This is a genomic window from Yersinia sp. 2540 StPb PI (genome assembly GCF_052217165.1).
GTDB classification, from domain to species: Bacteria; Pseudomonadota; Gammaproteobacteria; order Enterobacterales; family Enterobacteriaceae; genus Yersinia; species Yersinia enterocolitica_E.
In genome coordinates this window covers 3,791,210-3,804,437 of sequence record NZ_JAZGQC010000001.1, presented here as the reverse complement: position 1 = coordinate 3,804,437, position 13,228 = coordinate 3,791,210, and the positions used below count along the sequence as shown (strand labels likewise).

The window sequence follows — 13,228 nt, the reverse complement described above, 5'->3', positions numbered from 1 at the left end:
GTATCTAATATGTTGCATCTGGCTGTCTGGGCGTAAGTCAACATGGTTTGTATAAATTATGGTCGATAAGCGGCAAGCCGTCAGATAAGTCACTGAATTTCAATCTGCTCGATAATCAGTTCTTTTAAGCTGCGGACATTGGGGCTAAAGGCATCTTTACGCCAGATAAGCCAAGTTGCGGTATTGGCAACATCAGCCGGTAAGGCATGAACTTGTACCCGTTCATGGCCCGGCAGTAGCGCCAATACCGAATGGGGTATCAATGCCAGCCCGGCACCACTGGCAACACAGGCCAGCATGGCATGGTAAGACTGGATTTCCATAATATGGCCCGGTAAGACACCGGCCTGACGGAACCAACTCTCCAGGCGCAAGCGGTAAGAGCAACTGGGGCGAAAGGCAAACAGTGTCTCATCCACCGCATCGCGGGCTTGCATAATCGGAGGGTGGTCCAGACAAGAAATGATCACCAGTTGCTCGTCGAAAGAGCGGCACCCGTGCAGTTCATCATGTTGAACTGGCCCATCAACGAGTGCTGCCGCCAGTGTTCCGGCCCGTACCTGTTCAATGATTTCACCCGATGTCCCGGTGATCAGTGATAAGGACACCTGTGGGTAGCGCTGATGATAGGCCGCCAGCAAATTAGGCAGACGGGTGGCAGCAGTGCTTTCCATCGAGCCTAATGGGAAGTTACCCGCCGGTTCGCCAGCATGCGTAATGCGCATTGCCTCTTCGCTTAGCGCCAGAATCCGGTTGGCGTAGCAGAGGAAGTTATGGCCCATCGGGGAGAGCCGCAGGCGCTGTTTTTCACGGATAAACAGGTCGGCACCCAGCTCAACTTCAAGTTGGCGCAGGCGGGTCGTCAAATTTGACGGGACGCGGTGCATCTGCTCCGCTGCCCGGGCAACGGAACCGGTTTCTGCTACACAGCAAAACATGCGTAGCTGGGTCAGGTCCATAGGTGTTCTCTTTTTGTGATGAACTTAATGAGTATTATTCATTTTTTGTGATTCTAATGCTCAGGCATGATATTGGCAACTTTCTTTTAACCGTCTGGCAGGAATTATCTGTCAGCAATCAATGGGCAGGGCAGATGGCATTAAGAATTGCATTAAGTGGTTTTCTCGCGTTAGTGGTGGCGATGGGAATTGGCCGTTTTGCTTTTACGCCGCAAGTGCCGCTAATGATCGCAGAGCATCAGTTCACCCTAACCGGTGCCGGGCTGGTGGCAGCATTTAATTATCTGGGATACCTGTTTGGCGCTTTTGATGCTATGCGCGCCAGCCGCCATGTGGAGCGCCGTTTATGGCTCGGATTGTGGGGGGCGGTAACGCTTACGCTGCTATCCGCAGTAGTTGATGGGCCGTGGTGGCATGGCGTGGTACGTTTTGCCATTGGCTGGGCCAGTGGCTGGTCGATGGTGCTTATCGCCGCCTGGACCAATGAACGTCTGGCCCACTTCGGTCGTCCGGCACTCAGTGCCGCAGTATTTGCCGGGCCGGGCGCGGGCATATTCATCAGCGGTATGTTAGCAGTGGTTATTCATAGCTATGGTTTATCGGCCGCTCAAGCCTGGCTGGTCTATGGTGTATTGGCGTTAGTTATTATTGCCATGATAAGTATTAATCTGCCGCGAAGTGGGGAACTACATCGCCCGCATATTGCGGCGATTCCGCTGACCTTAACGCCAGCACTCAAGCGCCTGGTGTGGAGCTACAGTTTGGCGGGATTCGGTTATATTCTGCCCGCAACATTTTTATCGCAAATGGCAGCAGCGCGCTTCCCAGAGAGCCTGTTTGCCCAGTTTGTCTGGCCGGTGTTTGGTGGCGCGGCGGTGATAGGGATCACTATCGGTATTTTGACCCGCCATTGCCTGAGTTCGCAAACCCGCCTGGCATTAACACTCTGGGTACAGGCATTGGGGGTATTGTGCGCGGAGCTAGTGCCGGGAGTGAGTGGGTTGGCCTTAGGGGCATTACTGACCGGTGGCGGTTTCCTGAGTGTGGTGCAACTTTCATTGCAGCATGGCCGGGAGCTGGCACCGCAACACACCCGCTATATGGCCGGTTTACTGACTACCGGTTATGCTATTGGACAACTGGTTGGCCCAATCTTATCCGCTATCTCAACAACCTTGACTCACCGGTTAGAGCCTGCGCTGTACGTGGCAGTGGTGGCACTGTTCATTGCTGGAGGGTTGGTTATCAAAACGCCACGTCGCGCTCAGGAAACGGTTACCGGTTGATTTACGCTACCGTGGATGCACCAAATGCAACTATTTCATCATGATGTAAATAACGATTCGATATGAATAACAATCACTGGATAATCATTTTGCTCTCAACTAAAGTGGGGAGCAAAATCCGAACGTGATCTACATCATGTTTATACTGTTCGGATGTGTACGCCTGCTGGAGAAAAGAATGTCATCGCTAAGTAAAGAAGCTGAGTTGGTTCATGAGGCATTGCTGGCCCGTGGTCTTGAAACCCCGCTGCGCAAACAAGAGTTAGATGCCCAAACGCGTAAAACCAAGATTCAAGCGCATATGACTGAAGTCATGCAATTGCTGAATCTTGATTTGTCTGACGATAGTCTGGCGGATACGCCAAGACGTATTGCCAAAATGTATGTTGATGAGATTTTCTCTGGACTGGATTACGAAAATTTCCCCAAAATCACCCTGATTCAGAATAAAATGAAGGTCGATGAAATGGTCACGGTACGAGATATCACCCTGACCAGTACCTGCGAACATCATTTTGTCACTATCGATGGTAAAGCCACTGTCGCTTATATTCCCAAAGACAGTGTGATTGGCTTATCTAAAATCAACCGTATCGTGCAGTTCTTTGCTCAGCGCCCGCAAGTGCAAGAGCGGCTGACACAGCAAATCCTGTTGGCACTACAGACACTGTTAGGCACTAATAATGTCGCAGTTTCTATCGATGCAGTGCATTATTGCGTTAAAGCGCGCGGTATCCGTGATGCTACCAGTGCGACCACCACGACATCATTAGGCGGGTTATTTAAATCCAGCCAGAATACACGCCAGGAATTCCTGCGTGCTGTTCGTCATAATAGCTAACGTCACAACGGCTAATTAGCCTTTTCAGAGAGGGTGCCAGTGGGTGCCCGTACACAGGATGTCGGGTATGCGTCAACGCATCGCAACGTTAGACAGTGCGCGAGGGCTGGCCATCCTTGGCATTCTGCTGCTCAATATCAGCGCCTTCGGTCTGTCAAAGGCTGCTTATCTTAATCCGGCCTATCTGGGCCTTCCTTCGCTATCCGATGCCTGGACTTGGGCCATTCTCGATATTGTGGCACAGGCCAAGTTCTTATCTATTTTCGCCATTCTGTTTGGTGCGGGCCTTGAGCTATTACTTAAACGCGGCAAGAGCTGGATTCGGGCGCGACTTTCCTTATTGCTATTACTGGGATTAATTCACGGTATCTTTTTCTGGGATGGAGACATTCTATTTGCTTATGGTTTGATCGGTCTGGTGTGTTGGCGAATGATTCGTGATGCCAAAGATGCCGCCAGTTTGTTGCGTACCGGTGCGGTGCTGTATTTAGTGGGTGTCGCGGTATTGCTGCTACTGGGGTTTATCACCAATGGTGAACCGGGGCGATTTTGGCAGCCGGGGCCTGCGGATCTGCAATATGAGCAATTTTGGAAGTTGCAGGGGGGCATGGAAGCCTGGAAGAACCGGTTAGATCTGTTGTCATCCAATTTGATTGCTATCGGCGCCCAATATGGCTGGGAGCTGGCAGGCTCGATGTTATTTGGTGCTGGGTTAATGCGTTCTGGCTGGCTACGCGGTGATTTTAGCTTGCGGCACTACCGTTTGCTTGCGGCATGTTTGATACCGCTTTCATTAGTTATCCAAATACCGGGGGTGGCACTGCAATGGGCAGTGGGCTGGGATTACCGTTGGAGCGGTTTTTTGTTGCAAGTTCCCCGTGAGTTAGGGGCTCCATTACAGGCTGTGGGCTATCTGGCTCTGCTGTATGGCTTCGGTCCCACAATATCCGGTTGGCGTGTCAATCATTGGTTGGCACAGGTAGGGCGCATGGCTCTGAGTAATTATTTACTGCAAACATTGATATGTACGCTGATCTTCTATCACTTCGGCTTATATCAACAGCTTGACCGCCTACAACTTCTCGCGATTGTTCCACTGGTCTGGCTGTGTAATATCCTATTCTCCCTGCTATGGCTGCATTACTTTGCCCAAGGGCCACTCGAGTGGTTATGGCGAAAATTGACCGCTTATGCTTGCGGTCAATCGTTACAACCACGCAACACTAAGCCCTGAATGCGTCTGTAAAGTAAAAATGATCGAGCGGGTTGCAAATTTGTATGTAAACGTTTTCTTTCTTGTGACGCATTTCACGTGGCAAATTCAACAAACTGGGTAGGATAAGCCACCTGCCATGCCCAGTTCACATCAACACGCGCATGGTTACTTATTCACAGGATAAGGTCATGGCTGCTCTGCATTCATCTGGAAATAGTATCACCATTCGTGATGTGGCCTCGCGGGCTGGCGTTTCGCTGGCTACGGTATCCCGTGTCCTCAATAACAGCGCTGCTATTCGGCCAGAAACGCGCGCCGCAGTGCTGAAAGCGGTGTCAGAACTGGGCTACCGCCCAAATGCTAATGCACAAAAACTGGCAACACAAAGTAGCGATACTGTCGGTGTGGTGGTGATGGATGTCTCTGATCCCTTTTTTGGTGCCTTGGTGAAAGCGGTAGACACCGTAGCCCAACGACATCAAAAATATCTGTTGATTGGTAATAGCTACCACCAGGCCGATAAAGAGCGTCATGCCATTGAAGTGCTACTGCGTCAACGCTGTAATTCATTGGTTGTTCACGCTAAGGCATTGAGTGACGGTGAGTTAATCGCTTTTTTAGATCAGGTTCCAGGTATGGTTCTGATTAATAGGATTATTCCTGGGTTTGAGCACCGTTGTGTAGGATTAGACAATGTTAGCGGTGCGCAAATGGCATGCCGTTTACTGCTTAAACAAGGGCACCAACGTATCGGTTTTCTCGGTTCCAACCACCCGATTGATGATGTTATCCAGCGTCAAACGGGTTACCTAAATGCGCTTGAGACCGCCGGTATCACTGCTCCTGACAGTTGGCGAGCATTTGGTACTCCTGATCTGGCTGGGGGGGAGCGTGCCATGATTGACTTGCTGGGTCGCAATTTACAGCTCAGTGCGGTGTTTGCCTATAACGACTCAATGGCTGCTGGTGCGCTGGCGGTGTTGAAAGAAAACGGTATCAGTGTCCCTGAGCAGTTTTCGCTGGTGGGCTTTGATGATATCCCTATTGCCCGCTATACCAGCCCCAAATTGACCACAGTGCGTTATCCTATTGTTTCTATGGCAACTTTAGCCACAGAGCTGGCACTTGAGGGGGCCAGTCATCCGCCAGACCCGCACGCGGCTTATTGTTTTAAACCCACATTGGTACCGCGTCATTCTGTCGCAATTTGTGGGGTCGCTCACTAGTTACGTATTTATTCTTGTGTAACCGTTTTCAATCTGTGAGAAAATTCACAGATTCTTAACAACGGCCCGTCTATGCTCTAGTTGTTTTCTACCTGAATGTATCAATATGTCATCGGTTACCGGATAAAAAAACACACGGTAGCGGGTTTTAGAATAGTGATTTACAAACACGCGTTCCGCAGATGTTGAGTTTGTAAGTGGCATGGTTTTTGACGACTCAGGCGGCTTTCTCGGAGTGGAGTGCGCTCAAGGACGATAGATATTCAGTGTCAGCAGCTTTGAACGATGGGTCTTTCTCACGTTAAGGCGACGGTGTTATCACCCTGTACTACCCTACATAAACCCGGAGATACAAATGAATAAGAAGGTTTTCACATTAGCGACCCTGGTTGCCAGCATGATGTTTGGCGCGGCTGCTCAAGCTGATACCCGTATTGGTGTCACTATTTATAAATATGATGACAACTTTATGTCCGTGGTCCGTAAAGCTATCGAGAAAGATGCTAAAGCATCTCCTGACGTTACCTTATTGATGAATGACTCCCAAAATGACCAGTCCAAGCAAAACGATCAGATTGACGTATTGCTGGCTAAAGGTGTGAAAGGGCTGGCCATTAACCTGGTTGACCCAGCAGCAGCACCGGTTGTTATTGATAAAGCACGCGGCAACGATGTGCCGATCGTGTTCTATAACAAAGAACCTTCACGTAAGGCATTGGATAGTTACGATAAAGCTTACTATGTAGGGACTGACTCTAAAGAGTCTGGTGTTATTCAGGGTGAGCTGATTGCGAAACACTGGAAAGCCAACCCAGCATGGGATCTGAACAAAGATGGCAAAATCCAATTTGTGCTGTTGAAAGGCGAGCCGGGTCACCCAGACGCTGAAGCACGTACAACTTATGTCATTAAAACGTTGAATGAAAAAGGTCTGCCGACTCAACAATTGCAGTTAGATACTGCAATGTGGGATACCGCGCAAGCTAAAGATAAAATGGATGCCTGGTTATCTGGCCCTAACGCCAACAAGATCGAAGTGGTTATTGCTAACAACGATGCGATGGCGATGGGTGCAGTAGAAGCCTTGAAAGCCCATAACAAAACCAGTATTCCAGTATTTGGTGTTGATGCCTTGCCAGAAGCGTTAGCGCTGGTGAAATCAGGCCAAATGGCCGGTACCGTATTGAACGATGCCAACAATCAAGCTAAAGCAACTTTCGATTTAGTTAAAAATCTGGCTGCCGGTAAACCTGCTGCTGAAGGGACTAACTGGAAAATTGAAAACAAAATCGTACGTATTCCGTATGTAGGTGTTGATAAAGATAACCTGGCTGAATTTACTAAATAACAGCCTGTCGTGATAGGTGGTGCCCAAAGCTGTGTCAGTGCTAAGGGTAAAGCAGTAATTATTAACCTTCTGGCCCCGATATTGGGTAACCAGCACCGGGGCAGAAGGTTTTTTGCATTGATCCTTATTTTGAATATGCACTTATCGGCGGATAAGGTATTTATCTCGCAGGTGAGTGGCAATTCTTAGCCAGGTATAACTATGGCCGATATTAATACAGCACAACCCCGTGAGTGGTTGCTGGAAATGAGTAATATCAATAAATCATTTCCGGGTGTAAAGGCGTTAGATAACGTAAATCTTAAAGTGCGGCCAAGTTCGATCCATGCATTAATGGGAGAAAATGGCGCAGGTAAGTCAACGCTATTAAAATGTCTGTTTGGTATCTATAAAAAAGACTCCGGGAGTATTCTCTTTCAGGGGCAAGAAATAGAATTTAAAAGCTCTAAAGAAGCATTAGAGCACGGTGTCTCTATGGTTCATCAGGAATTAAACCTGGTGTTACAACGTACAGTGATGGACAACATGTGGCTGGGTCGTTACCCAACCAAAGGTTTTTTTGTCGATCAAGATAAAATGTACAAAGATACCAAAGCTATCTTTGATGAATTGGATATTGATATTGATCCCCGCGATAAAGTCGCAACATTATCAGTATCTCAAATGCAAATGATCGAGATTGCCAAGGCATTCTCTTATAACGCCAAAATCGTCATCATGGATGAGCCGACCTCTTCATTAACCGAGAAAGAGGTTAATCATCTATTTACGATTATTCGTAAATTGAAAGAGCGTGGCTGCGGCATTGTTTATATCTCTCACAAGATGGAAGAAATATTCCAACTGTGTGATGAAATCACTATTTTGCGTGATGGTCAGTGGATTACTACCCAGCCGCTGGAAGGGCTGACCATGGATCAGATAATCTCAATGATGGTGGGGCGCTCACTGAGTCAGCGTTTCCCTGATCGCCTGAACAAGCCGGGTGAAGTCATTCTGGAAGTGAAAAATCTGACCTCGCTGCGCCAACCCTCGATCCGTGATGTCTCCTTTGATTTGCATAAAGGCGAGATTTTGGGGATTGCTGGCTTGGTTGGGGCCAAGCGCACCGATATTGTTGAAACCTTATTTGGTATCCGCGAAAAAGTGGCCGGGACCATTAAGTTACATGGCAAAAGTATTAATAACCATAGTGCCAATGAAGCCATTAATCATGGGTTTGCACTGGTAACTGAAGAGCGCCGCTCAACCGGGATTTACGCTTATCTCGATGTGGGTTTTAATTCCCTAATCTCTAATATCCGTAACTATAAAAATAAATTTGGGCTGCTGGATAATACGCGCATGAAGAGCGATACCCAATGGGTTATCGATGCGATGCGTGTAAAAACGCCCGGTCACCGTACCAGTATTGGCTCTTTATCCGGTGGTAACCAGCAGAAAGTAATTATTGGCCGTTGGCTACTGACTCAACCAGAAATATTAATGTTGGATGAGCCGACTCGAGGTATTGATGTCGGTGCTAAGTTTGAAATCTATCAGTTAATGACTGAATTAGCGAAGAAAGACAAAGGGATTATTATTATTTCCTCTGAAATGCCTGAGCTACTAGGGATCACTGACAGAATTTTAGTAATGAGTAATGGTCAGGTTGCGGGAATTGTTGATACTAAGCAAACCACGCAAAATGAAATATTACGTCTTGCATCCTTGCATCTCTAATCTAGTCGAAGGTTCTTATTATGAATGCGTTAAATAAGAAAAGTATGCTCACTTACCTTAAAGAGAGCGGGATTTATGTGGTGTTGTTCGTATTACTGGCAATTATTATTGTTAAGGACCCGACGTTTTTAAGTCTGATGAACTTAAGTAACATTCTGACCCAATCATCGGTGCGTATTATTATCGCACTGGGTGTGGCAGGGCTGATTGTTACCCAAGGGACCGACCTGTCAGCCGGGCGTCAGGTAGGTTTGGCGGCGGTAGTTGCGGCGACCATGTTGCAAGCAATGGATAACGTTAATAAAGTTTTCCCTGATTTACACACCGTGCCGATTCCGATTGTTATTTTAACCGTCTGTTTGATTGGTGCGATTATTGGTTTGGTCAACGGTATTATCATTGCTTACCTGAATGTGACTCCATTTATTACTACATTAGGTACGATGATTATCGTCTACGGGATTAACTCCCTGTATTACGATTTCGTTGGCGCATCACCGATTGCAGGTTTTGATCCGGCATTCTCAACCTTTGCTCAAGGGTTCTTGCGGTTTGGTGATTTCAAACTGTCTTATATTACCTTCTATGCTTTGATTGCTATCGGCTTTGTCTGGGTGCTGTGGAATAAAACTCGCTTTGGTAAAAATATTTTTGCCATCGGCGGTAACCCGGAAGCGGCAAAAGTTTCTGGTGTGAATGTGCCACTAAACTTGATCATGATCTATGCCTTGTCCGGTGTGTTCTATGCCTTCGGCGGTATGTTGGAAGCAGGCCGTATCGGTAGTGCGACTAACAACCTTGGATTTATGTACGAGTTGGATGCGATTGCCGCCTGTGTGGTGGGCGGTGTGTCCTTTAGTGGTGGTGTTGGTACCGTTATCGGTGTAGTGACAGGGGTAATTATCTTTACCGTTATTAACTACGGATTAACTTATATCGGTGTGAACCCTTATTGGCAGTATATTATTAAAGGTGCGATCATTATCTTTGCCGTCGCATTAGACTCACTGAAATACGCTAAGAAGAAATAATCGGTTATTGTGAATTAACGTAACAGCCAGTCAGGGGTAAACCCGGCTGGCTGTTCTGTTATGGGTGTCACTTTTATTCACGTCATTTCGTCATATTTGTCGATATCAATGGCGCTATTGACTCAATGAGCTGGATTGCGCAGATAAATAATCCAATAGGTCAGGCCAACCAATAAACCACCACCAATAATATTGCCGATAGTCACCGGGATTAGATTATCGATAATAAAGTTGTTTAGGGTCAGCGCAGAAAATTGATCCGGGGTAGCATTAATTGATAGCCAGAACTCCGGTGATGCATAATCACGGATGATAATAGCTAATGGGATCAAAAACATATTGGCAATGCTGTGTTCAAAACCGCTGGCGACAAACATGCCGATAGGCAGTAACATCACCACAATTTTATCCGTCAATGTATGGCCGGAATAGCTCATCCATACTGCCAGGCAGACCATTAGATTAGCCAGAATCCCCAAACACACCGCTTCTACAAACGTATGATGTAATTTGTGTTCGGCAGTTTGCAACACATTCAAACCCCATAAACCATTTGCCGCCGTATGCTGACCGGCAAACCAAATCAATGCCACAAAGAACAGTGCGCCAATAAGATTACCGAAATAGACATTCACCCAATTACAGATTAATTGCCGCCAACTGATTTTGCCACTGGCTTTAGCCACCACAATGAGTACTGTGGATGTGAACAAATCAGCCCCACAGATAATCACTAAAATCAGGCCAAGAGAGAAACACAGGCCGCCTACCAACTTTGCCAACCCAAATGCCACCACGCCAGCAGTGCCGGTTGTTGCTGTAATGTAGAAGACAAAAGCGATAGAGATGAATACACCGGCAGTCATGGCTAAATAAAAGGTGGTGGCCGGATTCTTAGTGGCTTTATATATACCAACTTGCTCTGCCAGTTTTGCCATATCAACCGGAAGGCGCAGATCAAAGGGATTTTCAATGCTCATTGATAACTCCTTACTTATTATTTTATCGGTGTAGGGGAATGAAAACTAAATATTAATAAATTATTTTCCTGACCTAAATGTAATGCATTTTTCATACCAGACATTCATTGAGCGGTTTTTATTGTTGCATTTTGTATTTTTCCTAAAATTGTTTTTTTTCGAATCAGATATTAATACGTATCTTTGATTTCGATATGCATTTATTTATATAGCGCCAGTTGTGATTTGATGTTACATGTGTGGTGAGTATCACATGTAACCTAATGTTTTTATTTATCTTACGATGAAAATGAGACGTAATTTCAACTGATTGGTAAGATAGATAAATTGCGGAGAAATAGTTTGTTAACCCAGATCAAGCTTATCGGCTGTTGATATATATTTGTTCAGTTTAATACCTTAAAGTAGTGATCATTTTTCTGGGCTTAATAACGACGTTTATGGATAGAGCAAAAAAACTACCCCGTCCCACATTGGCTCAAGTTTGGCAAGATACACTGTTCACGGTATCAAAAAAGTTATTATTGCTACGGGATATAACCGATTTAGTGAATGAACTCAGAAAGCTCTCTTTTTCTGTGGTGCGTTTTCAGCGGGTCAATTTATTATTGCTTAACCCTCTTTATAACCAAAATACCCTTTATACCCATGACGATGCGACCAACAGGGTGCAGGGATCGCAAAATATCTTGTTTGCCGAAGGCCCCGGTGGCTTAGCCTGGCAGCAACAGACGCCTTTGCAGACTGACCATCGCCGTATGCAAAGGGAGTTTTCTGCTGTTTGTGATTTGATTCCCTATCAGGAATTGCACTCTGGCTGCCATTTTCCCTTGGGCCATGACAATCATTGGTCAGGCTGTATTGAATTTATTAAAACTGATGACAGTGAGTTTGATGAACAAGCAGTTACTTTTCTGGGGTTACTGGCAGATGTAGTGGCAATTGCCGTTGATAATATTGCTGAGATTAATCGGGCATTTTCTGAGCGTGAAAAACTGCGCTTTGAGCGCGACCATTATCGTATTTTAGTGGATGTGACCAATACGGTTATTTCTAAGCTGGAATTGGATGTATTAGCGGCAGAGGTTTCAAAAGAGATACATCGATTTTTTAATATTGATTACATTAGCTTAGCGCTGTGCGGTACCCATAAGGATAAAAATAAATTAAATGTATTCTCTACCCGCTACCAGAGTGGTAAGGCCGTACAGTATCAGCAGGCATGGGTGGATATTACCGGCACTTTGGCTGGGCAGGTTTTACAGAGCAAAGCGTTATTGTTGGTTAATTTGGCTGATATCTCTCTTTTGGCACCGGATGATAAGCAACTGGCAAATATGCTGGATGAAGGGTTACAAGTTGTCTGCCTGTTGCCGCTTTTTTTCGGCCACAAAATGTTAGGTGTTTTGAAACTGGCACAATGTCAGAGTGATATTTTCACTGATAGCAATGTAAAACTGTTGCGCCAAATTGCGGCGCGTATTGCCATTGCGGTTGATAACGCGCTGGCCTACAACGAAATTACCCGCCTAAAAGATTCGTTGGTAAATGAAAATCTCTATCTAACGGATCAGATTATTCATAATGAAGAGTTTGGCGAAATAATCGGTAATAGTGCAGGGATTAAAGCGGTACTGGAACAAGTTGAGATGGTGGCCTCCAGTGATTGTACTGTATTGATTCTGGGGGAAACCGGCACCGGCAAGGAGCTGATTGCCCGGGCTATTCATAATTTGAGTACCCGCAAGAATAAACGCATGGTGAAAATGAACTGTGCAGCCATTCCATCGGGATTGATGGAAAGTGATCTGTTCGGTCATGAGAAGGGGGCTTATACCGGTGCATCATCACAGCGTATTGGCCGGTTTGAAATGGCTGACGGTGGCACACTATTTCTTGATGAAGTGGGCGATATTCCTCTGGAACTACAGCCTAAATTATTACGTGTATTGCAAGAGCGGGAAATAGAACGCCTTGGCGGCAGTAAAATTATTCCGGTGGATGTTCGGCTGATTGCTGCGACCAATCGTGATTTAAAATTGATGATGGTGAATCGCGAATACCGCAGCGACCTTTATTATCGGCTTAATGTTTTTCCGATTGTGATCCCTCCGCTGCGTGAGCGGCCGGAAGATATTCCGTTGCTGGTAAAATTCTTTACTCAAAAAATAGCCAAACGGATGAATCGCACTATCGACACAATTCCTGGTGAAACATTACGTTTGCTCAGCCGTTTACCGTGGCCGGGCAATATTCGTGAATTGGAAAATGTTATTGAGCGGGCGGTCATCCTTAGCCGTGGCACTACGCTGAATTTGCAGTTACAAGAGCTGGAATATCATCTGTCACCGCTAGAGGTTACTAAACCTGTGGCAGAAAGGGTAGTGCATAAAACCTTGTTACCCGAAAGTGAAGAGCCTGAATCTTCAGAGTCTGAGCGCACGCGAATTATTCGAGTATTACGCGAAACCAACGGCGTGGTTGCTGGGCCAAAAGGGGCTGCCATTAAGTTAGGGCTAAAACGCACCACCTTGTTATCCCGGATGCAGCGGTTAGGAATATCAGTAAAAAGTATCGAAGATGAAGATGGGATGGATTAACTCATTTATTTGCTTCGAA

General features: G+C 46.2%; 10 protein-coding genes. 8 read left to right on the top strand and 2 right to left on the bottom strand.

The window, feature by feature from the left end; genetic code table 11:
- Positions 1–89 precede the first annotated feature (89 nt).
- Complete coding sequence (gene ptrR, locus V1956_RS17685) at positions 90–959, bottom strand: putrescine utilization regulator PtrR (protein WP_372558438.1); 870 nt, start codon at positions 957–959, stop codon at positions 90–92.
- A gap of 134 nt (positions 960–1,093) precedes the next feature.
- Here ptrR and V1956_RS17680 point away from each other — a divergent pair, with 134 nt between their 5' ends.
- From V1956_RS17680 to mglC, 7 genes are all read left to right on the top strand, one after another.
- The gene (locus tag V1956_RS17680; RefSeq protein WP_372558439.1) at positions 1,094–2,245 is read left to right on the top strand and encodes a YbfB/YjiJ family MFS transporter; all 1,152 of its coding nucleotides are present in this window, start codon (positions 1,094–1,096) and stop codon (positions 2,243–2,245) included.
- 178 nt (positions 2,246–2,423) lie between these two features.
- Positions 2,424–3,086 carry a GTP cyclohydrolase I FolE gene (gene folE / locus V1956_RS17675; protein WP_042569448.1) on the top strand — a complete coding sequence of 221 codons (663 nt, stop codon included), beginning with the start codon at positions 2,424–2,426 and terminating at the stop codon, positions 3,084–3,086.
- Between the two features lie 67 nt (positions 3,087–3,153).
- On the top strand, positions 3,154–4,320 hold the full coding sequence (yeiB, locus tag V1956_RS17670; RefSeq protein WP_083159389.1) for a DUF418 domain-containing protein YeiB: 1,167 nt from the start codon (positions 3,154–3,156) through the stop codon (positions 4,318–4,320).
- A 170-nt stretch (positions 4,321–4,490) separates the two neighbouring features.
- Positions 4,491–5,528: an HTH-type transcriptional regulator GalS gene (galS, locus tag V1956_RS17665; protein WP_420071964.1), complete on the top strand. Its 1,038-nt coding sequence runs from the start codon at positions 4,491–4,493 to the stop codon at positions 5,526–5,528.
- 355 nt (positions 5,529–5,883) lie between these two features.
- Positions 5,884–6,876 carry a galactose/glucose ABC transporter substrate-binding protein MglB gene (gene mglB / locus V1956_RS17660; RefSeq protein WP_372558441.1) on the top strand — a complete coding sequence of 331 codons (993 nt, stop codon included), beginning with the start codon at positions 5,884–5,886 and terminating at the stop codon, positions 6,874–6,876.
- 201 nt (positions 6,877–7,077) lie between these two features.
- Positions 7,078–8,598, top strand: coding sequence for a galactose/methyl galactoside ABC transporter ATP-binding protein MglA (mglA, locus tag V1956_RS17655; RefSeq protein ID WP_372558442.1), 1,521 nt, complete (start codon positions 7,078–7,080; stop codon positions 8,596–8,598).
- Between the two features lie 20 nt (positions 8,599–8,618).
- On the top strand, positions 8,619–9,629 hold the full coding sequence (gene mglC, locus V1956_RS17650; protein ID WP_005187595.1) for a galactose/methyl galactoside ABC transporter permease MglC: 1,011 nt from the start codon (positions 8,619–8,621) through the stop codon (positions 9,627–9,629).
- 122 nt (positions 9,630–9,751) lie between these two features.
- On the opposite strand, the gene focA is transcribed toward mglC, so the two are convergent.
- Complete coding sequence (gene focA, locus V1956_RS17645; RefSeq protein WP_372558443.1) at positions 9,752–10,609, bottom strand: formate transporter FocA; 858 nt, start codon at positions 10,607–10,609, stop codon at positions 9,752–9,754.
- Between the two features lie 440 nt (positions 10,610–11,049).
- Here focA and flhA point away from each other — a divergent pair, with 440 nt between their 5' ends.
- Positions 11,050–13,209: a formate hydrogenlyase transcriptional activator FlhA gene (gene flhA / locus V1956_RS17640; protein ID WP_372558444.1), complete on the top strand. Its 2,160-nt coding sequence runs from the start codon at positions 11,050–11,052 to the stop codon at positions 13,207–13,209.
- The last annotated feature ends 19 nt before the right edge of the window (positions 13,210–13,228 follow it).